General features: G+C 65.6%; 16 protein-coding genes and 1 riboswitch. Of the genes, 13 read left to right on the top strand and 3 right to left on the bottom strand.

Annotated elements, in window-relative coordinates:
- Positions 1-85: 85 nt before the first annotated feature.
- On the bottom strand, positions 86-1,513 hold the full coding sequence (gene ahcY, locus HF690_RS10855) for an adenosylhomocysteinase (protein ID WP_168609448.1): 1,428 nt from the start codon (positions 1,511-1,513) through the stop codon (positions 86-88).
- Positions 1,514-1,532: 19 nt separating this feature from the next.
- Positions 1,533-1,637, bottom strand: a riboswitch (S-adenosyl-L-homocysteine riboswitch).
- A gap of 125 nt (positions 1,638-1,762) precedes the next feature.
- Here ahcY and ppc point away from each other — a divergent pair.
- From ppc to HF690_RS10875, 4 genes are all read left to right on the top strand, one after another.
- Positions 1,763-4,486, top strand: a complete 2,724-nt coding sequence (ppc, locus tag HF690_RS10860; RefSeq protein ID WP_168609449.1) for a phosphoenolpyruvate carboxylase — start codon at positions 1,763-1,765, stop codon at positions 4,484-4,486.
- Positions 4,487-4,488: 2 nt separating this feature from the next.
- A complete protein-coding gene (locus HF690_RS10865; protein WP_168609450.1) occupies positions 4,489-4,926 on the top strand; it encodes a hypothetical protein in 438 nt (145 codons plus the stop codon).
- 109 nt (positions 4,927-5,035) lie between these two features.
- Positions 5,036-5,344, top strand: coding sequence for a hypothetical protein (locus HF690_RS10870; protein ID WP_113063794.1), 309 nt, complete (start codon positions 5,036-5,038; stop codon positions 5,342-5,344).
- Positions 5,345-5,444: 100 nt separating this feature from the next.
- Positions 5,445-6,539 carry a HEAT repeat domain-containing protein gene (locus HF690_RS10875; protein ID WP_168609451.1) on the top strand — a complete coding sequence of 365 codons (1,095 nt, stop codon included), beginning with the start codon at positions 5,445-5,447 and terminating at the stop codon, positions 6,537-6,539.
- A 29-nt stretch (positions 6,540-6,568) separates the two neighbouring features.
- Here HF690_RS10875 and HF690_RS10880 read toward each other — a convergent pair whose 3' ends face one another.
- On the bottom strand, positions 6,569-6,838 hold the full coding sequence (locus HF690_RS10880; protein ID WP_338042907.1) for a GIY-YIG nuclease family protein: 270 nt from the start codon (positions 6,836-6,838) through the stop codon (positions 6,569-6,571).
- On the bottom strand, positions 6,835-7,464 hold the full coding sequence (locus HF690_RS10885; RefSeq protein WP_168609453.1) for a glutathione S-transferase family protein: 630 nt from the start codon (positions 7,462-7,464) through the stop codon (positions 6,835-6,837). The genes HF690_RS10880 and HF690_RS10885 overlap by 4 nt, the downstream gene beginning before the upstream one ends.
- Positions 7,465-7,695: 231 nt before the next feature.
- Here HF690_RS10885 and HF690_RS10890 point away from each other — a divergent pair, with 231 nt between their 5' ends.
- From HF690_RS10890 to HF690_RS10930, 9 genes are all read left to right on the top strand, one after another.
- Entirely contained in the window at positions 7,696-8,949 is a 1,254-nt protein-coding gene (locus HF690_RS10890; protein WP_168609454.1) for an efflux RND transporter periplasmic adaptor subunit, read from the top strand.
- Between the two features lie 279 nt (positions 8,950-9,228).
- Positions 9,229-9,990 (top strand): ABC transporter ATP-binding protein, encoded by a 762-nt coding sequence (locus HF690_RS10895; RefSeq protein WP_168609455.1) that lies wholly within the window; start codon positions 9,229-9,231, stop codon positions 9,988-9,990.
- Complete coding sequence (locus HF690_RS10900) at positions 9,990-12,440, top strand: ABC transporter permease (protein WP_168609456.1); 2,451 nt, start codon at positions 9,990-9,992, stop codon at positions 12,438-12,440. The genes HF690_RS10895 and HF690_RS10900 overlap by 1 nt, the downstream gene beginning before the upstream one ends.
- Positions 12,392-14,911 carry an ABC transporter permease gene (locus HF690_RS10905; RefSeq protein ID WP_240151725.1) on the top strand — a complete coding sequence of 840 codons (2,520 nt, stop codon included), beginning with the start codon at positions 12,392-12,394 and terminating at the stop codon, positions 14,909-14,911. The genes HF690_RS10900 and HF690_RS10905 overlap by 49 nt, the downstream gene beginning before the upstream one ends.
- Before the next feature lie 16 nt (positions 14,912-14,927).
- Entirely contained in the window at positions 14,928-17,348 is a 2,421-nt protein-coding gene (locus HF690_RS10910; protein WP_240151726.1) for an ABC transporter permease, read from the top strand.
- Positions 17,349-17,352: 4 nt separating this feature from the next.
- A complete protein-coding gene (locus HF690_RS10915; protein ID WP_168609458.1) occupies positions 17,353-19,788 on the top strand; it encodes an ABC transporter permease in 2,436 nt (811 codons plus the stop codon).
- A 4-nt stretch (positions 19,789-19,792) separates the two neighbouring features.
- Positions 19,793-20,065: a hypothetical protein gene (locus tag HF690_RS10920; protein WP_168609459.1), complete on the top strand. Its 273-nt coding sequence runs from the start codon at positions 19,793-19,795 to the stop codon at positions 20,063-20,065.
- A gap of 28 nt (positions 20,066-20,093) precedes the next feature.
- Complete coding sequence (locus tag HF690_RS10925) at positions 20,094-21,494, top strand: sigma-54-dependent transcriptional regulator (RefSeq protein ID WP_240151727.1); 1,401 nt, start codon at positions 20,094-20,096, stop codon at positions 21,492-21,494.
- Positions 21,484-22,827, top strand: a complete 1,344-nt coding sequence (locus tag HF690_RS10930) for a sensor histidine kinase (RefSeq protein ID WP_240151728.1) — start codon at positions 21,484-21,486, stop codon at positions 22,825-22,827. The genes HF690_RS10925 and HF690_RS10930 overlap by 11 nt, the downstream gene beginning before the upstream one ends.
- Positions 22,828-22,830: the final 3 nt, after the last annotated feature.

Genomic DNA, 22,830 nt, shown 5'->3' on the forward strand with positions numbered 1-22,830 from the left:
GGTTTCACGCCCGGGCGCCATGGCGCCAGACATGAAAAAGGCTCCCGGTCGCAACCGGGAGCCTTTCGATAAGGGTGTATCGGGTTCAGTAGCGGTAGTGTTCCGGCTTGAACGGACCTTCCACCGGCACACCGATGTAGTCGGCCTGATCCTGCGTGAGCTTGGTCAGCTTTACGCCGATCTGCTCCAGATGCAGACGCGCGACTTCCTCGTCCAGCTTCTTCGGCAGGCGGTAGACGGTCTTCTCGTAGCTGTCCTTGTTGGCCCACAGATCGATCTGCGCCAGCGTCTGGTTGGAGAAACTGTTGGACATCACGAAGGCCGGATGGCCGTGCGCGCAGCCCAGGTTCACCAGACGACCCTCGGCCAGCAGGTAGATGCTGTTGCCGGACGGGAAGGTATAGCGGTCCACTTGCGGCTTGATGTTCTCGTGCTTGATGGACGTGTCGGACTGCAGCTTCTCGACCTGGATCTCGTTGTCGAAGTGGCCGATGTTGCAAACCAGTGCGTTGTCCTTCATCGCCTTCATGTGCTCGAGGGTGATGATGTCGCGGTTGCCGGTGGTGGTGACGTAGATGTCGCCCTTGCCGAGGGTGTCCTCAATCGTGGAGACCTCGAAGCCTTCCATCGCCGCCTGCAGGGCGCAGATCGGATCGATCTCGGTGACGATCACGCGCGCGCCGAAGCCCTTCAGCGAATGCGCGCAGCCCTTGCCGACGTCGCCGTAGCCGCAGACCACCGCGACCTTGCCGGCGACCATCAGGTCGGTGGCGCGCTTGATGCCGTCGGCCAGCGACTCGCGGCAGCCGTACAGGTTGTCGAACTTGGACTTGGTGACCGAGTCGTTGACGTTGATTGCCGGGATCAGCAGCTTGCCCTGTTCGGCCAGCTGGTACAGGCGATGCACGCCGGTGGTGGTTTCTTCGGACACGCCCTTCCAGTCGGCGGCGGCCTTCTTCCAGAAGCCGGGACGCTCGGTGCGGGTCTTCTTCAGCAGGTTCTTGATGACCTGCTCCTCGGTGCTGGCGCCGGGCTGGTCGACCCAGTCCGAACCGTCTTCCATCTCCACGCCCTTGTGGATCAGCAGCGTGGCGTCGCCGCCGTCGTCGACGATCAGCTCGGGACCCTGCATGCCCGGATGGGTCAGCATGTCCAGCGTGCACTGCCAGTACTCTTCCAGCGTCTCGCCCTTCCAGGCGAACACGGGAATGCCGCTGGCGGCGATGGCAGCAGCGCAGTCGTCCTGCGTCGAGAAGATGTTGCACGAGGCCCAGCGTACCGAGGCGCCGAGGGCGCTCAGGGTCTCGATCAGGACCGCGGTTTCCTTGGTCATGTGCAGCGAGCCGGACAGGCGCACGCCCTTCAGCGGCTGCTGCGGCGCGTACTTCTCGCGGATGGACATCAGGCCAGGCATTTCCTGCTCGGCCATGCGGATGCGGCGACGGCCGGCATCGGCCAGGGAAATGTCGCGGACCTTGTAGTCCTGGGTGGCGTCGTTGGCGACGGCGTTCATGTTGGTACTCCGTGGCGGATTGAGATGGGCGCAGTTGCGAAAGGGATGCCGAGCCTGACCCTGCGAACGCGGCCGTCGCATCCGGGCGACGCCGTTCCACAGGGACGCAACGCCCCTCGGCCAAGATTGGAAGCGCCATTATATCGCTTCATGCGGATGCATACGTATTCGTTCTATGCGCGGATGCCTTACTCAGCGTTCATGCACGTACGCACCCGTATGATGTAAGGAATGACTACAGGAGGACGCATGACTGCATCGCACGATCACGACGACGCCCGTAACCTGGAATTCCTGCCCAACGACGGCCCATTGCGCGAGAACGTGCGCACGCTGGGCGCGATGGTGGGTCGCATGCTGGCCGAGCAGGGCGGCGAGGCTTTCTTCGAACGCGTCGAGAACGTGCGCACTGCGGCCATCCGGCGACGCGAGGCCGGTGCGGGAATCAGCGGCCTGGCCGGACGTCTGGCCGGTCTGAGTGCCGACGACGCCGAGGCACTGGCGCGCGCCTTCGCCACCTACTTCCAGATGGTCAACGTTGCTGAGCGCGTGCATCGCATCCGCCGCCGCCGCGACTACCAGCTGGCCGGGGCCGCCGTGCAACCCGAATCGCTGGCCGACGTGCTCGGTCAGCTCAAGGAGCGCGGCGTGGATGCCGACGAGCTGCTGGCCTGGATCGGCAAGCTCGACGTCGAGCCGGTGTTCACGGCGCATCCGACCGAGGCCGTGCGTGCCTCGCTGCTGGAGAAGGAAGAGGCCATCGTCAAGGCGCTGGTCGCCGACTTCGACGCCCATCGTCCGCCGCCCGAGCGCGAGGCCGACGCCGCGCGCATGCAGATGGCGCTGACCGCCGGCTGGCAGACCGCCGAGGCTTCGCCGGTGCGCCCCAGCGTGCAGGATGAGTTCGATCACGTCGGTTACTACCTGACCGGTTCGCTGTATCGCGTGCTGCCGGTGTTCTACGAGGCGCTGGAGCGGGAGCTGAAGAATGTCTACGGTCTGGAGGCCGAACTGCCGCGTCTGCTGCGCTTCGCCTCGTGGGTCGGCGGCGACATGGACGGCAATCCGAACGTCGGCGCCGACACCATTTCCGAGACCCTGCGCGCGCAGCGCGCCATGGTGTTGGAGCGCTACATCGGCGAATGCGCGCATCTGCAGCGATCGCTGAGCCAGACCGAGGACCGCGTCGAGGTCAGCGCCGCGCTGCGCGAGCGCCTGGCACAGTACACCGACCAGTTCCTCGAAGACGCGATGGCGATCCGCCCGCGTCATCGCGACATGCCTTATCGTTGCCTGCTGACGCTGATGCGCGCGCGCCTGGAAGCGACGTTGGAAGACGCGGACAGCGGCTATCCGAATGCCGCCGCCTTCGAGGCCGACGTCGCGCTGATCGCCGACAGCCTGGCCACGCACAAGGGCGAGCACGCCGGCCTGTTCGCGGTGCAGCGCCTGCTGCGTCGCGTGCGCACCTTCGGCTTCCATCTGGCGCGGCTCGATGTGCGGCAGGACTCGCGTGTGCACGATGATGCGCTGGCGGCGCTGATCGGCGACGCTGGCTGGATCGAGCGTCCGAAGGCTGAGCGCGCCGAGCGCCTGCGCGCGCTGGCGGCCGGCGACGAGACCTTCGGCGACAACGACGACGAAACCGCCGAGCGCCTACGCGCGGTGTTCGCGACGCTGGCCGATGCGCGCCAGCGCTACGGCGTCACCGCCACCGGGCCGTACATCATCAGCATGGCCGAGTCCGCCGCCGACGTGCTGGCGGTGCTGGCGCTGGCGCGCCACGGCGGGCTGGTCGACGACGAAGGCCGCGTACCGCTGGATGTGGCGCCGCTGTTCGAGACGGTCGACGATCTCACCAACGGCCCCGACACCCTGCGCGCGCTGCTGGCCGATCCGGTCTACCGCGCGCATCTGGCTGCGCGTGGCGATCGCCAGCTGATCATGCTGGGCTACTCCGACAGCGGCAAGGACGGCGGCATCCTGGCCGCGCGCTGGGGTTTGCAGCGCGCTCAGGTCGAGCTGCTGGAGGTGGCCGAGCAGGCCGGCATCGAGCTGACCTTCTTCCACGGACGCGGCGGCTCGGCCAGCCGCGGCGGTGCGCGCATCACGCCGGCGCTGATGGCGTCGCCGCGCGGCAGCGTCGGCGGCCGCCTGCGCATGACCGAGCAGGGCGAGGTGATCCATCGCAAATACGGCATCCGCGCGCTGGCGCTGCGCAACCTGGAACAGACCGTCGGCGCCGCGCTGCACGCCAGTCTGCGCCCGCGCGATCCGGACGAACGCGAGGACCTGTGGCGCGAGCGCATGGTCACGCTCGCCGCCTGGGGCCGCGAGGCCTATCGCGAGCTGGTCGGCGACGAGCAGTTCGTGCCGTACTTCCGCACGGCCACGCCGATCGATGTGATCGAGCGCATGACCCTGGGCTCGCGTCCATCGCGTCGTCGTTCGATGCGTGGCGTCGAGGACCTGCGCGCCATTCCGTGGGTGTTCTCGTGGACCCAGTGTCGCGCGATCATGCCGGGCTGGTACGGTCTGGGGTCGGCGCTGCAGCGCGGCATCGAGGCATTCGGTTTCGATACCATGGCCGAGATGGCGCGCGACTGGCCGTTCCTGTCGACCCTGATCGACGATGTGGAAATGGTGCTGGCCAAGGCCGACCTGGGCATCGCCGAGGCGTTCTCGGAACTGTCCGGCGAACTGCACGAGCATTTCTTCCCGCGCATCCGCGGCGAGTTCGAGCGCACCCGTGACGTGCTGTTGAAGCTGAAGCAGGCCGACGCTCTGCTGGACGATGACAAGCGTCTGTCGCTGTCGATTCGCCTGCGCAATCCGTACGTCGACCCGATGAGCCTGCTGCAAGTCGATCTGCTCAAGCGCTGGCGCGCCGAGGGCAGTGAGGACGGTCCGCTGCTGCGCGCGCTGGTGGCCTGCGTCAACGGCGTTTCGCAGGGTCTGCAGAATACGGGCTGATCGTGACCGAGGCCGCCCCCATCGCCCGTCTGCGCCGATGGCGCGCGCGCCTGCTGAAGGTGTATGTCTTCCATGTCGGCTGGCTGACGTCGACCTGTGCCTTCGCGGCCACCGGTGCGACCCACGCTACGGTGGCCACCACGCTGTGGCTGACCCTGGTCACGATTCCGCCGGTACTGATCTACACGGTGATCGTGCATCGGGCCTGCCGCGCTGTCGATCCGTCGGCGCGCAGCGGTGGGCGCCGGACGCGTGATCTTCATGTCGCTCTTCCTGACGCCGTTGGAGTCGGGTCTGGTGCTGCCGGCGAAGAATCTTCTGGTCGCGACACGCCTGCTGCGGCGTCATGGCACTTCATCAGGCGCGCACCCGGAGCACCGGCGCCGCGTGGCCAGTTCGGGTGCCGGGCCGCCGGATACCTGCACCCAGGCGACGTCTGAACTGCGTTCGCGTTTCCCGTATCCTGACGAACCGTGACCGCTGCAGGCGCGGTGCGCGAACCGTTGCCCGTGCGGCCAGCAGGCCGTCATCGTCCGAGGAGAGCACGCCATGAGAACACGCTACCGCTACTGGATCGTCTGCGCGTTGTCGCTGCTGCTGACGCTGTTCGCCTTGCTGGTGTTTCCGCAGATGAACCCGTCGACGATGACGGTACGCATCGTGGTGGTGGTGGCCTGGATTGCGGCCCTAGTCTGGGTACTGCAGCCGCAGGCGAGGCAGGCCGGCGGCTGGGCACATCTGCCGCCGATGCGCTTTGCGGTCAATGCGCTGGGTGTGATCGTCGGCATCGCGCTGTTCGCCGGGCTTGGCGTGATGCTGGCATCGATGTTCCACGCACAATTTCTGGCGGCAGCCTGAACGCGTTCACTCGGTGTGCAGGAATGTGACGCGCACAGTATGTGTCGATGATGCATGTGGCATCCCATGATTCGATCCCGTGCACGCAAGGGGAACGCTTATGATCGGTATGCTGTCCGCACTGCTTTTGTCCGGAATTCTGGCGCATCCTCAGCGTCTTTGCAGAGATGTCCGTTCTTGCGAACAACTGTGTGCACCGCCTTCTACCCTTGCGCGAGTTGATGCCGGGTCGGTGATTTTGGAAGACCAACTCGATCACGCTGCCGCCTTTGCTCGAAATCGCACGATCGAGTGTTTGTGGCATCTGGGACGGTTGGGCGAACGCGCTCGATCGGCACAAGTCCGTGTGGCGGCTTATCTCGAGGTACAGGGCTGGCCGCTGCGCGTTGTGGCCGCATGGGCGCTGGGGCGCATGCATGCTGATGGGCAAGTGGTAGCCCTGCGTGCCCGACTGCATGACAACGAATGGCAAGTCGTGGCACAAGCTGTGCACAGTTTGGTGCTTTTGCAGGATTCGTCGAGTATTTCCTCTTTGAGAAAGCTGTCGGAGGAACACTGGTACCCGGCCATTCGAACGCTGGCATCGCGTGGTATTCGAGCGATTCGCTCAGGACGCCCACATGCGCTGGACGCTTATTTCATGTCCACACCGAATCGCCCGGTGAGAGATCAGTACATTTCACCGGACGAAAATCCATTCGCGCATTGGTTTCCTTGGCAGGCGGCCACCGGTACAGAACCTCCGGACTGGTTCTGTGAACCAACGAGTGAGAATCAGCGGTCCATTGGAAGGAATTCGGTTTCGTGGAGTGGCGGACGATTGATGGGCGCGAACCGCGGTGAGTTTGTCGGAGCGCTTTACTGGCTCAAGCATGGAAAAAAGCATCGCTTGGCATCCGGCAATGTGGTCCACATTCAGTCCATCGATGCGCGCAGGGCGTGGGTGCTCACCGGATATGCCCATTTGGGTATGCAAAGCGGCGCGTTGCTGGAGGTAGACATGACGCCTTATGGCAAGCCGCATATACGGAAGTTGTTCAACCTTCCCGGTGACCCTATCGTGTTGCGAACGAGTTCCGACGGCATCACTGTGCATACTTCAACGGTAAATGTTCGGGTGGAGCCGGCCATGGAACGCAACGGATTCATCATCCGTAGGGTTGCTTGCTCAAATCCGAGAAAGTCTACGCAGTAGGCTTTGAACCATCTACGTACATATCCGGATCAATTTTTCGCAAGGCGCGCGACGCGTTTTGCACGCGGCAGGCGTTTCCAGGCGATTTCCAGCTTCAGCGCGGCACTCTTCGATTCGACCCAGACCCAACCGAGCAGTTTGCGCGGCGGGTTGCTGCGGGTGAAGCGCGCGCCCTTGCCGGCGACGTGCTGGGCATAGCGCTTCTCCGGGTCGCGGGCGATACCGGTGTAGACGCGACCATCGACGCATTCGAGCAGGTAGACGGCCCAGGCCTCCGGCCCGGGCGGTGCCGCATTCACGCCCATTCGCTGAGCTGTTCGCGCTCGTAGAGCGTCTTCCACGACGGGCGCGCCTTCACTTTCGCCGCGAGCGCAGCCAGTGATGGCCAGTCGGTGGCCGGCCGCGGCATGTTGCGTGCCCAACGCATCAGCATGACGACGTACAGATCGACGACGCTGAAGGTCTCGCCGAGCATGTACGGGCCATGCGCGTCGAGGTGTTCGGCGATGCGCGTCCAGGAGGCCTCGATGCGGTGGCGGCCGGCTTCGGCAATGCTCTCGGCGCTCTCGGGCACGAACTCGTCGGCATAGAACCACTGCCGGAAACCCGGTTGCAGCGTGTCGGCCAGGTAGAACATCCACTGCAGGTAGTCGGCGCGCTTGGCATCACCGATGGCCGGGGCGAGTTTTGCTTCGGGGTGGCGCTCGGTCAGCAGCATGGCCAGGGCCGCGGTTTCGCCATGCGAGGCGCCGTCCACGATCAGCGTCGGCACGGTGCCGGCGGGATTGAGCGCGAGATAGGCCTCGCTCCGCTGTTCGCCAGCGGCCAGATCTACCGCCTTCAGTTCGTAGGGAGCGCCGCATTCGATCAGCGTCAGGTGCGTCAGCATGGCGGCGGTGCCGGGGGCGAAGTAGAGGGTGTACATGCGTCACTCCGTGGCGGTCGTTGCGTGCATCTTACGTGGCTCGTTGGTGGACGCCAGCGTTGCGCCGGCGCTGCGCCATCCGCGTGGCTGGCGTACGCATGCGGATGATGATGTCCGGATTCGGACATGCCCGCGTTTGATTCTGGCTGAACACGAAAAGGCTAGTGGATTGTTATTTCATGCATTTTTCAGTGTGCGCTGGCGTGGCACGGTGTTTGCTGTACCTGGGTCATGGATATCGCCAACCCGAAACTGAAGCAACGCAAGAAGCGAAAACGCCTGCTGCTGATCGGCGGCGGTGTGCTGGCGCTGGCCGTCGTCATCTCCGCAGCGGCCTGGATGGGGCCGGCGCTGCCGAGTGCCGATCGTTCGAGTCTGTGGATCGGTACGGTCAAGCGCGGCGACATGCTGCGTGAGGTGCGCGCCACCGGCACGCTGGTACCGCGTCACAAGCGCTGGATCTCGGCCGTCACGGCGGCCCAGGTTGACAGCATCCGGGTGTGGCCCGGTGCCAAGGTGAAGCCGGACACGGTGCTGATGAAGCTCAGCAATCCGGAAGTGGCCGATGCCTTGCGCAATGCGCAGGCGCAGGTGGCTGCGGCCGAGGCGGATGTCGCTTCCAAGCGCGCGCAATTGCAGTCGCAGTTGCTGGACGAGCGCTCCGAACTGGCCAAGGCGCAGTCCGATTACGCGTCGGCCAAGGTCAAGGCCGACGCGGATGCCAAGGCCGAGAAGTTGAACCTGATCCCGCGCGTGGAGTTTCAGCAGGGCCAGATCGCGCTGAAGCAACTGAAGGCGCGGATGGAGATCGAGAAGCAGCGCGTAGCTTCATTCGCGGCCAGCCTGCATGCGCAGATGGATGCGGTCGAAGCGCATCTCGCGCAGCAGCGCAGCAATCTGCAGCTGCGCCAGCGTCAGGCCGATGCGCTGGATGTGAAGGCGGGCATCGCCGGCGTTTTGCAGCAGGTGGCCGTGCAGGAGGGTGCGCAGGTCGCGGCCGGCGCCAACCTGGCGCAGGTGGCGCGGCCGGATGTGCTGATTGCGCGGCTCAAGGTGCCCGAGGTGCAGGCCAAGGACGTTGCCATGGGCATGCCGGTCAGCGTGGATACCCACAACGGTGTCGTATCGGGTCAGGTCGAGCGCATCGATCCGGCGGTGACCGATGGCAGCGTGCAGGTGGACGTGCGTCTGCTCGGCAAGCTGCCGCCGGGCGCGCGTCCGGATCTGTCGGTCGACGGTCGCATCCGCATCGCGCAATTGAAGAACGTACTGTCGGTGGGCCGCCCGGCACTGGCCAAGGCCGACAGCGACATCAGTCTGTTCCGTCTCGACGGCGACGGCGGCACCGCAACGCGTGTGCCGGTGCGTGTGGGTGCGACGTCGGTGGACCGTGTGCAGGTCCTGCGTGGCCTGAAGGCCGGCGACAAGGTGATTCTGTCCGACGCCAGTCAGTGGGACGGCTACGACCGCATCCGGGTGCATTGAAGTGGGGGCGAGGGAAAGCCCGGCAGGCTGGGGACGCCGTGGCCGGGCAAGGATCGAAGCGTTCACAACAAGGAGTGTAATGGTCAGGGAAGGCACCCAAGCCGAACTTCGCGGGGGTGCGAAGTTCGGTGCTCCGTGGTTCTCGAGCGAGGCGTGGAGTGTTTACAGCAGGGAGTTCAAGGGCCAGGGAAGGCATCTGGATACGGGGCTTCGCGAAGAAATGGGCGTGTCACCGTTGTGCCGCCATACGTTCGAACATCCAAAAATCATGGTGATTGCATGAACGAGAATCGAAAAGTCATCGCCCTGGAGGGCGTGCGCAAGGTGTTTCAGGCCGACGAGGTGGAAACGCACGCGTTGTCCGATGTGCACCTCTCTATCGAGCGTGGCGAATACGTGTCGATCTCCGGCCCGTCCGGCTGCGGCAAGACCACGCTGCTGTCGATCCTGGGGCTGCTCGACACGGCGTCGGAGGGCAACTACACGCTCAACGGCCACGACGTGGCCGGCCTCAATGCCGCCGAGCGTGCTCGCATCCGCAACGCGGAGATTGGTTTCATCTTTCAGGCCTTCAATCTGATCGGCGATCTCAGTATCGAGGAGAACGTCGAGCTTCCACTGACCTACCGCAGCGGCATTGATCGTGCCGAACGTCGCCAACGCGTGCGCGAAGCGCTGGATCGTGTCGGCATGGCGCACCGCCTGCGGCACTACCCTGCGCAGCTGTCGGGCGGTCAGCAGCAGCGTGTCGCGGTGGCGCGCGCGCTGGTCGGCAAACCGGCGATCCTGCTGGCCGACGAACCGACCGGCAATCTGGATTCGCGCAACGGCGAGGCCGTGATGGCGCTGCTCGACGAACTGCACAAGGGCGGCGCCACGATCTGCATGGTCACCCATGACGCGCGCTACGCCGAATTGGCCGAGCGCAAGGTGCGTCTGTTCGACGGCCGTGTGGTCGACGAGGAAACCTTCGAGCGTCTGCGCCGCGAGGACGAAGCACGCCTGGACGACCTGATCGGCAACCGGGTTGGAGTGGCCTGATGCCAATCTGGCTGACCGAGATCTGGCATTCCTGGCGCTCCAGCCTGCGCCGGCCAGGCTTCCTGTTGCTGGCGACCGGCGTGCTGGCGCTGGGCATCGGCGCCAGCGTGGCCGTGTTTGTGTTGATCAACGGTACCTTGCTGCAACGCCTGCCCTTTCCGCAGGCATCACGGGTAGTGGTCCTGGGCAAGATTTTCTCGGGTGAGGTGGGGCCGATCTCGCCGCACGAGTACCAGTTCCTGAAGAACATCCCGGGCGTGAAGGCGCTGGGACTCATCCGGCCGGGCTCGGTGGCCAATATTTCCGGTGCCGGCGTACCACAACAGGTACCGGTGACGTACATGGATCGCGGCATGCTTCCCGCGCTGGGCATCCAGCCCATACTGGGGCGAAATTTCAATGCCGCCGAGGATCGTCCCGGTGGTCCGCCCGTGGTGATGCTAAGCCATGGCCTCTGGCAGCGCCGTTATGGCGGCGCCCGCGACATGGTGGGTCACCGCATGCTGGTGGAAGGGCGTGCGGCGACCATCATCGGTGTGCTGCCCAAGGGGTTGGATACCTTGTCCCACGGTGGCGGTATCTTTTTGCCATTGGCTTTGCCCGCGGCCAGTCGCGATTACGACCACAGCGGCCACATGGCCATTGCACGCCTGGAGGCCGGTGTGCCCATTCGCAGCATCGCGGCGCAAGTCGACGCGCGTGAGCGGGCCATGTATCGCGACATGGGCATGGGCGGTCATTGGGACAGGCCGCAGTTTGGCGCTGCCACATTGGATGTCACCCTGCATCGTGGCGAGCGGCCGCTGTTGATGCTGTTCACGGCCAGCGCCGCCATGGTGCTGCTGATTGCACTGGTCAATCTGACCAATCTGATGTTGCTGCGCACGCTGTCGCGAACCCATGACATCGCCGTTCGGCATGCCTTGGGCGCGCCGTTCCTGCGCCTGTTGCTACCCGCCGTGGGCGAGGGCCTGCTGGTGGGCATAGGCGGTGCTTTCATCGGCATGGCTCTAGCATGGGGCGGCTTGGCGGTGCTGCGACAGCGCATTCCTGTCGAGTGGCTACATGGTGGCCAGATCACGGTGGGGGCGATGGCGTGGTTGTTCGCCTTTGCGGTAGCTGTCATTGGCGCGCTGTTGGCGGCATGGCTGGGTGTTTGGCGCAGCCGTCAGGCGATGGGCGTGGATACGTTGCGCGAAGGCGGGCGCAGCGGGTTGGGGCTGCGCAGTGGCCGACTGGGACGCGCGCTCGTGGTGGCCCAGGTAGCCATGGCCGTGGCCCTGCTGAGCTCGGCCGGTGTTATCGCGCACAGTCTTTATGTCGCCTCACGCACGCATCTTGGTTTTTCCAGCGATCACATTCTTACCTTCGAGTTGGCGCCGGTAAAAGCACACTATCCGGATGCCGCGTCGATCCAGGCAATGTCGCAGCGTTTGGTGCAGCGCTTGCGCCTGATGCCTGGCGTTACCGGTGCGGCTGTGACCACCAATCTGCCCACGGGCGATGGGTTCTACGATCAATTCAACAACCGTGTTGAAACGGCTGGGGGCAAACAGTTCTATGCCCAGCTGCATGGCGTGGGGAACGGCTTTTTCCGAGTGTTTTCCATCGCCAGGTATCAGGGGCGGGTGTTCACGCATGACGACACGCGCGGCAGCGAGCCGGTCGCCGTGGTCAGCCGCGATCTGGCCAAGAAGTATTACGACGGCGACGCGGTCGGCAAGCTCATCAAGATTGACATGAACGAAGGTCCGGCCATTCCGGTGCGCATTGTCGGGGTGGTCGCCAGCACGTATCAGTATGGGCCACTGGCGCCGATGCAGCCGGTGCTCTACGTGCCCTTGGTGCAGATGCCCGCGTCCACGTTCGAGGTTGTGCAGAAGATTGAGCCGCTGCGTTTTGCACTTCACGTCCAGGGCCGTGTGGCCGGATGGCGCGTAGCGGTGCAAAAGGCCGTGGCTGAAGTGGTACCCGGTCAACCCATTTCCCATCTGCGAGCCATGCGCGCCATCGTCAGGCAGACCACCGCCAATGGCCACCTCAGCATGTGGCTGGTCAGTCTGTTCGCTTCGTTGGCGCTGCTGCTGGCAGTGGCGGGGCTGTATGCGGTGATGGCGGTGGCCGTGGCTTCCCGTGAACGCGAGTTCGGCACCCGTATGGCGCTAGGCGCCTCACCTGCGCGGCTGATCCAACTGGTGGTGCGTGGCGGTATGTATCAGGTGGCCATCGGCTTGGTGCTGGGCATGGTGCTGGCGTGGGGCGCGGCTCGCGTGTTGGCACATATGTCGGAGGCCCTTTCCGTCACGGGTGTGGGACACATTGATCAGGTGGACCCGTTGGCGTGGGTACTGGTCTGCGTAGTGCTCGCACTGGCTGGTTTTGCGGCTTGCCTGCGGCCGGCATGGCGCGCATCGCGCGTGCCGCCGATGCGCGCATTGCGAGGGGAGTGAGGGGCGTTATGGGTATCGCATGGAGTGAAATGTGGCGGGCTTGGCGGGCCAGTGTGCGTCGGCCCGGCTTCCTGCTGTTGGCGAGCGGCGTGCTGGCGCTGGGCATTGGCGTCATGAGTACCGTGTTCAGCATGATCGATGGCGTCCTGCTGGAGCCTCTGCCTTATCCGCAGGCGCAGCAACTGGCAGCATTGGGTCCGGTCGAGCAGGGGGATGTCGGCCTGGTTTCGTCCCAGCAATACCAGCAGCTCGCCGATCTTCCAGGTGTTGCCAAGCATGGACTTTTCAGGGTTCTTCCGACCGTGAATGTCGCTGGCAGCGATTCGCCCGTCATGGTCTCGGCGCTCGAGATGGATCGCGGATTGCTGCCCACGTTGCGCGTGCGACCCGTGCTTGGGCGCAACTTCGATCTTGCCGAGGATCGGCCGCATGGAGCGCCGGCGGTCCTGCTCTTCCACGGCTTCTGGAAGCGGCATTTTGGTGGGAATCCGTCGGTGATCGGGCGCAGCATGCGCGTGGAAGGTGTTGCGCACACGATTGTCGGCGTGCTGCCCGCGGGGTTCGATCTCGGCCGGGCGCAGATCGCCCTGCCTTCGGCGCTGCCCAGCCAATCGCACGATGACAGCAATGTCTTCACGATGGTCGTGCGCAGGCAACCCGGAAGCACACTGCACGGACTGGGTGCGCAGGTGGTGACGCGGATGCGCGGCGTTCGCGCCGAACGGGGGCAGCGGGAGACCGACCTGAGGCGCGAACCTTTCGGTGCTCAGGGCTTCGGCGAGCAACAGCATGCGGGACAACGTGCCATGGCGGTCATGTGGCTGGCCTGTGCCGCGTTGCTGCTGCTGCTCGTGGTGGTCAATCTGACCAACCTGATGGTCCTGCGCAGCATGAACCGTGACCACGAGGCTTCGATTCGAGGCGCACTCGGCGCATCGCCCTGGCGGATGGCGCTGCCGTTGATCGCCGAGGGGCTGCTCATCGGTCTGGTCGCCCTGCTGATCGGACAGGCGCTGGCGGCATCCGGCCTGCTGGCACTGCGAACCTGTATGCCCGTGGACTGGATGGCCGTGGAATGGACGCGTCCGGATGGTTTGCGTCTGGGAGGACGCGCGTGGGCGCTGGCCGGATTCATCAGCGTACTTAGCGCGCTGATGGCGGCTTCGCTCGGGCTGTGGCGCGGCAGAGCCGCATTGTCGATGACCAGCTTGCGCGAAGGCGGGCGCAGTGGTCTGGGCCGTCGCGGCGCGTGGGTCGGACGTGCTTTGGTGATCGCCCAGGTGGCGCTGGCGTCTCTGCTTCTGTGTGCGGCGGGCATTTTCCTGCATACGCTGCTCGACAATGCACGAACCAACCTCGGCTTCGATCCCCGTGGCGTGCTGACATTCGAACTGGCCCCGGTCGAAAGGACCTATCCCGATGCAAGTGCGGTGCATACGCTCTCCCGGCGTTTGACCGAACGTCTTCAGCGGATGCCGGGCGTTGAACAGGCCACCATGACGACCAATCTACCAGCCGGTGACGATCGGGGGCAGTTCAATATCGGCGGCTTGCACCTGCCGGGAGGCGAGGAATTCAACGAACAGTTCCGCGGTGTAGGTCCCGGCTATTTCCACCTGTTCGGCATCCACGTACTGAAGGGGCGAGCCTTTGCAGACGGTGATGTGCGTGGCGGCGAGGCGGTCGCGATCGTCAATCAGCGATTCGCCGACGTCCATTACGGCGGACACGCGCTTGGCAAGACCATCCAGCAGTTCGCGCTGAAGCGGCCGCGCACGAACGTCAACATTCTTTCCGCTCGAATCGTCGGTGTCGTGGCCAACACCTACCAGTTCGGCCCTGAGGACCCCGATTCGGTGCGCCCGATTCTGTATCTGCCGTTCGCACAGATGCCTGAGGACGATCTGCTGGTCTTCCGCGGCATCGAGCCGCTGCGTTTCGCGCTCAAGGTCCATGGTCGACCGGAGCGTTATCGCGCGGCAGTCCGTCGGGCGGTGGCGGAAGTCGCGCCCGACCAGCCCATCAGTCGTCTCTACAGCATGGCTGACATCGTTCATGACATCACGTCGGATACCAAATTCAGCCTACTGCTAGTGGGGGTTCTGGGCAGCTTGGCGCTGCTGCTGGCTAGCGTAGGCATGTACTCGGTGATGGCCATGGCGGTCACCGCGCGTGCACGGGAATTCGGAGTGCGCGCGGCAATGGGGGCCTCGCCGCGAGGTCTGCTGCTTCAAGTCGTTCGCAGCGGTCTGGTGCAGATCGCCTGGGGCTTGATCATCGGCTTGCTGATGGGTGTCGCCGGCTCGGGCCTGCTGCACGCAGCGGTCGCGCAGCTGGGGCGTCGGATGTTTGATCCCTGGTCCATGGCGGCGGTCTGTCTAGTTCTCGGTGCGGCGGGTGTCATGGCTTGTCTAGCCCCGGCGCGCCGCGCCGGGCGCGTACAGCCGATGCTTGTATTGCGTGGGGAGTGAAGTGATGCCGATATGGATGATTGAGATCGTACGTTCCTGGCGTGCCAGTGTGCGTCGGCCCGGCTTCCTGCTGCTGGCGAGCGGCGTGCTGGCGCTGGGCATCGGCGCCAGTGTGGCGGTGTTCACGCTGATCGAGCAGACCCTGCTAAAGCCGTTGCCGATACCGCAGGCTTCGCGGGTGGTGATGATGGGCCGCAGCCGTGCCGGCAGCGTGGGCACGGTCACGGTCCGTCAGTACCGGCACATGCAGTCGCTGCCGGGTGTCGCCTCGATCGGTCTGGCCGAGAAGTGGTCGACGGTCAACGTGGCGGGCGATGGCGATCCGGCGTTGGTACCGGCGGTGCACGTGACGCCGTCGTGGTTGTCGACGCTGGGCGTGGTACCGCAGTTGGGGCGTAATTTCACCGCCGACGAGGCGCGCGCGCATGGTCCGCATGTGGTGATCCTGGGCCACGGTTTCTGGCAGCGCCGGTTCGCGGGACGCGCCGACGCGATCGGGCGCAGTCTGCGGATCGAGGGTGCGCGCTACACCATCGTCGGCGTGCTGCCCGCGCGCTACGACCGGATGGGGTTTGGCGGCGACGTGATGCTGCCGTTCATCCCGCCGCCGGAAGGGTCGGTAGAGGCGACATCCGCCAACCAGTTCGCCGTGGCGCGGCTGAATGAAGGTGTCGGTCTGGACGCCATGTCGGCGCGCCTGGATGCGCGCATTCACGGGATGTATCGGCAGCTGGGCAGTCATCGCGACGAGCACACACGGTTCATTGTCCGCCCGTTGAGCACTTGGCTGCATGCCGATGCGCGGCCGGTGCTGCTGCTGTTTCTCGGCAGTGCCCTGTGCGTGCTGATGATCGCGCTGGTGAATCTGACCAACCTGATGCTGACGCGCGCCTTGCTACGCCAGCATGATGCCGCGGTGCGCGGTGCGTTGGGGGCGCCGCGGTTACGGCAGGCGTTGCCGACGCTGGCCGAAGGCGCGCTGGTGGGGCTGCTCGGCGCAGGGCTGGGCATCGCCCTGGCGGAGCTGGCGTTGGCGCTGGCGCAGGGATGGATTCCTGACGCGTGGCGACCGCAAGGCATTCTGCATCCCGCCTTGCTGGCCAGTGTGCTTGGCATCGTGGTGGGTGTGGTTGGCGCTGTGCTGGCGGCGGCACTGGGGCTGTGGCGCAGTCTGGCGGCGAACGCTCTGGAAACGCTGCGTGAAGGCGGTCGCAATGGACTGAATCGTCGCAGCCGTCGCCTGGGTCGCGTGCTGGTGGTGATCCAGGTGGCGTTGGCCACAGCCTTGCTTAGCAGCAGCGGCATGTTGTTGCACACGCTCTACGATGCCGCGCACACGCCGCTGGGGTTTTCCAGTCAGGGCATCCTTACTTTCGAGTTGAAGCCGGTGAAGGGTGACTATCCGGACACGGCTTCCGTGCTGGATCTGTCGCGGCGGCTGCAAGAGCGCCTGCATGCGGTGGCTGGTGTGACGCAGGTCGCCATGACCACCAATCTGCCTTCGGGCGTTGGCGTTTCCAGCCAGCTGGAGGCGGGTATGCAATCGCCGGACGGTCCGGTCTTCAATACGCAGTTCCACGCTGTCAGTCCGGGGTTCTTCAAGCTGTTTGGCATCCGTCAACGCAAGGGCCGTCTGTTTGCGTCTACCGACGCGCAGGGCGCCGAGGCCGTGGCCGTAGTCAGTGCGAGTGCGGTCAAACGCGGCTACGACGGGCATGCCCTGGGCCAGCAGATTCAATTCGGCGGCCATGCTTTCCAGTGGTCGGCGCGCATCGTCGGCGTGGTCGACGATACGCATCAATACGGTCCGTTGAAGCAGGCACCGTCCACGGTCTACGTGCCGCTGCAGCAGATACCGGACGCCATGATGAAGATGCTGCGCAAGTTCGAGCCACTGCGCGTCGCCTTGCGCGTGCACGGCGATCCGCAGGACTACCGGGCGCGCGTGCGTCAGGCGGTGGCGGACATCGCCCCGCAGCAGCCGATTGCGCAGATGCGCACGATGCGGGCCATTGTCCACGGCACGACGGCAGCCATGCGTCTGAACCTGACGCTGATCGGTATTTTCGCGGTGCTGGCACTGCTGCTGGCGGCGGCCGGTCTGTATGCGGTGATGGCGGTGACGGTGGCTGCGCGTGAGCGCGAGTTCGGCGTGCGCATGGCACTCGGTTCGTCGCCGACCGGCCTGACCGGTCTGGTGCTGCGTGGCGGGCTGCTGCAGATCGCCATTGGGCTGGCCCTGGGCGTGATCCTCGCGCTGTCGCTTTCGGGTGTGGAGCGTTCGGTGATCGGTGCCCTGGGCAACCGTTCACTGTTCGATCCACTGGCATTGTCCGGCGTGTGTCTCACCCTGCTGCTTGCCGGTCTGATGGCCTGTCTGGCGCCCGGTCTGCGCGCGTCGCGCGTGCAACCGATGCGCACATTGCGAGGAGAGTGAAACCATGAGCATCGTGTTCAACGAGATTCTGCGGTCGTGGCGCGCGAGTCTGCGCAGACCCGGATTCCTGCTGCTGGCGACCACGGTGCTGGCGTTGGGCATCGGTTCGAGCACTGCGGTGTTCGCGCTGATCCGGGGCACGCTGATGCAGCCCTTACCGTATCCGCAGGCACAACGTCTGGCTGCTGTCGGCATGATTCTGGCCAATGGCATGGCGTCGACTTCGCCGCAGATGTACCAACATCTGCAGGGCATGCAGGGCGTGGCGTCGATGGGCATCGGTACTTCGCTGGCGCCGTCCAATGTGTTCGTCGAGGGGCATCCGGTGCAGGTGCCTACGATGCTCGCTGACCGCCATCTGCTACCGACACTGGGCGTGACGCCGTTCCTGGGCCGCACTTTCACAGCGGACGAGGATCGCCCGCATGGCGCGCCGGCGGTGATGCTCAGCTACACCTTCTGGCAGCGCTATTACGGTGCGGATCGTGGCGTGATCGGGCAGCAGCTTTCCATCGAGGGGGCGCCGCATACCGTGATCGGCGTGCTGCCGCAGGGATTCGATCTGTTCGGCAAGACTTCGTTGGTGTTGCCGACGGCTTTTTCGACCAACAGCCGGGACAACGGCACCAACTTCCTCACCGTTGTCCGCTTGAAGCCGGGCGTGAGCCTGGCCTCGGTGTCGGCCCAGGTCGAAGCACGGGTTCGCCCGCTGTACGAACAGAGCGACATGTCAGCGCAGGCGCGTGCGTGGTACAGCCGTCGGCAGTTTCGCGCCATCAGTCTGCACGACAACCAGCACGCGGGACAGCGCGGCGTGCTGCTGCTATTCATGGCTAGCGCGCTGCTGGTGCTGCTGATCGCACTGGTGAATCTGGGGAATTTGATGCTGCTACGCGCGTTGGCGCGAGGCCATGACGGTGCCGTGCGCCGCGCGCTGGGTGCGTCGGCGTGGCGGCAGGCACTGCCGGCGCTGGCCGACGCCGTGCTGGTCGGTCTGCTTGCGTCGCTGCTCGGCGTACTGATGGCGGACTTCGGACTGCGTCTGCTGCGACATGTGGTGTCGACCGACGTGGTGGACCTGAGCGCCGCTGTGCTCGACACGGGCACGCTGACGCTGGCGTTCCTGGCCGGCGTGGCGGCCGCGCTGATTGCCGCGGGTTTGGGTGTATGGCGTAGTGGCAGGCTGGGCGACGTCGACCGTTTGCGCGAGGGAGGGCGCAACGGTATCGGGCGCGGCGACCAGCGTCTGGGGCGACTGCTGGTGGTGACGCAGGTGACGCTGGCGACGGTGCTGCTGGTGGCCGCCTGCGTGTTCTTGCATACGCTCTACGATGCGGCGCGGACTCAGCTCGGTTTTTCCGATCGCGGCATCCTGACCTTCGAACTGGCACCGGTGAAGGCGACCTACCCCGATGCGCAGAGTGTCCAGCATCTGTCGCAGCAGGTGCTGGATCGGTTGCGCATGCAACCGGGCGTGCGTGCGGCCGTGGTGACCACGAACTTGCCAGTTGGGCAGCAATTCAACATCGGCACGGTGCATCGTCCCGGCGGCGAGCGTTTCGGCAGCACGCAATTCCGCGCGATCAGTCCCGGTTTCTTCGCGACGTTCGATATCGCCGTGCGCAAGGGGCGGGCGTTTAATGCGCAGGACATCCGCGGCGGCGAACCGGTGGCGATCATCAACCGCGTGCTGGCCGACCGCGAGTACGGTGGCAAGGCGCTGGGTAAGCTGATCGACATGGACGTGGACAAGGGCGTCGTCGAGGCACGTATCGTCGGTGTGGTGGACAGCACCAGCCAGTACGGTCCGCTCGGCTCGCAGCCGCCGATCTTGTACGTGCCGCTGGCGCAGGCGCCGGATACGCTGATCAATGCGTTCCGCTACTTCGAACCGATGCGCTTCGCGCTGCGTGTGCAGGGCGAGCCGATGCATGATCGCGACATGGTTCGCCGGGTCGTGGCCAGTGTGGCGCCGACACAGCCGATCGCACACCTGCGCACGTTGCGTTCCATCGTCGACGCGCAGACGGCGGACGTGCGCATGAATCTGCTGCTGATCGGCGTGTTCGCGGTGCTCGCCCTGGCGCTGGCCAGCGCCGGCCTGTATGCGGTGATGGCGGTGTCGGTGGCGGCGAGGGAGCAGGAAATCGGTGTGCGCATGGCGCTGGGAGCCAGGCCCTCGACACTGCTTGCGTGGGTGCTGCGCGGCGGCCTGCTCCAGGTCGGCGCGGGACTGGTGCTCGGCTTCGCGGTAACGCTCGGCGTTGCGCGTCCGCTGCGTAGCGTGATGCTGGAATTGCTCGGGCGCAGCGGGGTGCTCGATCCCGCCGCGATGATCGTGGTCGCGGTGCTGCTGGTGCTGGCGAGTTTGGCGGCCTGCCTGATTCCGGCATTGCGCGCGGCGCGCACGCCGCCCATGCATGCCTTGCGCGGAGAGTGATCTGATGTTGACCCGGGAAGTGCGTCAGACCGGAAGGCGTCTGTCGAGGCGGCCGGGATACACCTTGCCGGCGGTGGCCGTGATGGGCGTCGGGCTGGGGTTGTTCTGGCCGGGGTCGAAGCTGCTGGCCGATCCGGGGCTGCGCACTCGTGCCCACGACCTGGGCGTGTTCGTGCCGGTACTGGCGGCGTTGATCGGCATTTCCGCATTCCCCACGCTGGTGCCGATGCTACGCGACCTGCGCGTGGCCTGGGCGGTCGCGCTGCGTTACGAGTGAGCACTACACTGCGAAGATGGATGAAGTCATGAAGCGCCCGACGAACCCCAGCGTGCTGGTTGCCGACGATCAGGCCGACGTGCGCGAAGCGCTGCGCATGTTGTTGAAGGCCGAGGGCATGGGTGCGGTTGGTGTGGATGGTCCGGCGACGGCGCTGGAGCAGGCGCGCCGTCGCAGCTTCGACGCCGCACTGATCGATCTCAACTACACCCGGGACACAACGTCCGGTGAGGAAGGGTTGGAGCTGCTCGAACAGCTTCGCCAGCACGTGCCGGAGATGCCGGTGATCGTGATGACGGCCTGGGGCAATGTGCCGCTGGCGGTCGAGGCGATGCGTCTGGGGGCAGCCGATTTCATCGAGAAGCCGTGGGAGAACATGCGTCTGATGGGTGTGCTTCGCGCGCAGATCGCGCTGGGCGAGAGCGCGCGCCGGCAGCGACGCCTGGAGGCCGAGAATGCGCTCCTTCGGGGTGACGAGCCGGACGCGCTGATTGCCGAATCGGCGCCGATGCGACGTGTGCTGGATCTGATCGCACGTATCGCACCCAGTGATGCGAATGTGCTGGTGCTGGGCGAGAACGGCACCGGCAAGGGCGTGATCGCGCAGCGCATTCATGCGCTTTCGCCGCGCGCGGAACGCTCGCTGGTCAAGGTCAACATGGGCGGCATCGCCGAGAGCGTGTTCGAGTCGGAGATGTTCGGTCACGTGCGCGGCGCCTACACCGACGCCAAGGGCGAGCGCATTGGTCGCTTCGAACTGGCCGATGGCGGCACGCTGTTTCTGGATGAGGTCGGCAACGTGCCGGCTTCGCAGCAGCCCAAGCTGCTGCGTGTCCTGGAAGATGGCGAATTCGAGCGGCTCGGTTGCTCGCGGACACAGTCCACCGACGTGCGGCTGGTGTCGGCGACCAACGCAGACCTGGACGCGGAGGTCGCGGCCGGGCGATTCCGCAAGGATCTGCTGTATCGCCTCAACACACTGGAAGTGCGGCTGCCTCCGTTGCGCGAGCGGCGCGACGACATCCCGCCGCTGGCGCGTGCCTTTCTTGCGCGAAGCGCCGCGCGGCACGGACGCGATCCACTGCATCTGACCGCTTCGGCCGAACGCGCGCTGCTGGCCTGGCGCTGGCCCGGCAACGTGCGCGAATTGCAGCACCTCATGGAACGCGCGGCGCTGCTGGCCGAGCACGATCAGGTCAGCGCGGCGGCGTTGACGTTCGGCGCGCCGGGCGAAGTCGATGCTGGCGGCGGAAGAGATTTCGAAGGCATGACGCTGGATCAGGCCGAGGCGGTGCTGGTGCAGCGCGCGCTGGAGCGTCACGAAGGCAACCTGCAGCAGGCCGCCGACGCGCTGGGCATCACCCGGCAGACACTGTATCGACGCATGGAAAAGCACGGTTTGCGCGATACTGCGGGACATGCCGACTGACTCCACCCCGACGCCGCGCACGCGCGGGCAGATGCCGCGTTTCGAGGCGCGCGTGCTTTACGGCGGCCTGCTGATCGCCGCGCCGGCGCTGTTGGCGTTGGTGGGTGTGTTGACCTTCGGACTGCCGGGTGCGCGGTGGATCGTGCCGTCCGCGCTAGCGGTGCTGGCTTTGACTGCATGGGTCGCACGATGGCAGTACCGCCGCGTGATCCATCCGATGTACACCTTGTCGAGCCTGATCGAGGCGCTGCGGCAGGGCGATTACAGCCTGCGCGGTACCCGCGGAAGTGTGCTCGGCGACATGACTGACGATGTCAATCGGCTCGCCGAGCGTCTGCAGCGGGAGCGGTTGGAATTCGAGGAGTCCTCGTATCTGCTGAGCAAGACGCTGGCGGCGCTGGACAGTGCGGTGTTTGTCTTCGACGAGTCGCGCTGCCTACGTCTGGTGAATCCGGCCGGGCAGCAGTTGCTCAATGCCGAAAAGCATCGCCTGTTCGGGGCGAGCGCGGCCGAGTTGGGGCTGGCCGCACTGCTGGATGCACCGCCCATTCAGACCATCACCCGTGCGTTTCCGGGTCGTACCGGTCGTTTCGAGGTGCGTCATGCACCGCTGCGTAGCGGCGGACGCGGCGGGCGGCTGCTGGTCGTGAACGACGTCGGCCGAGTGCTGCGCGAGGAAGAGCGACAGGCCTGGCAGCGCTTGCTGCGCGTGTTGGGGCACGAGGTCAACAATTCGCTGGCGCCGATCCAGTCCATGGCCGACACCCTCGCCACGCTGGCCGCGCGCGATCCGTTGCCGGACGACTGGCGCGAAGACTTCCGGACCGGACTGGACGTGATCGGCAAGCGCGCTGGCGCGCTTGCGCGCTTCCTGGCCGGATACAGCAGTCTGGCGCGTCTGCCTTCGCCGAACATGCGCGACGTCGATCTGGCGCAGCTGGCGAAGAAGGCCGCGCACTTGCAGCAGCGCTGCCCGGTGCAGGTGGAAGACGGCGAAGCACTGCGGGTGCAGGCCGACCCTGACCAGATCGAGCAGGCATTGATCAACCTGTTGCGCAACGCGGTCGAGGCGGCGCCGGCCGAGGGCGGTCTCGTGCGCGTGCGTTGGCGGCGCGAGGACGCACGAGCGCTGATCGAAGTCATCGACAATGGGCCGGGTCCGCCGCGCAGCGACAATCTCTTCGTGCCGTTCTTCACCACCAAGCCGGGCGGCTCCGGTATCGGGCTGGCGCTGGTGCGCCAGATCGCCGAGGCCCATGAGGGCGGCGTCAGTCTGGTGGCGAGAAAGGACGCGCGCGGGGCGCTTGCGCGGATCTGGCTCCCGGTCGGCTGATGC

It is taken from the genome of Oleiagrimonas citrea (assembly GCF_012395255.1).
Classification (GTDB): Bacteria; Pseudomonadota; Gammaproteobacteria; order Xanthomonadales; family Rhodanobacteraceae; genus Oleiagrimonas; species Oleiagrimonas citrea.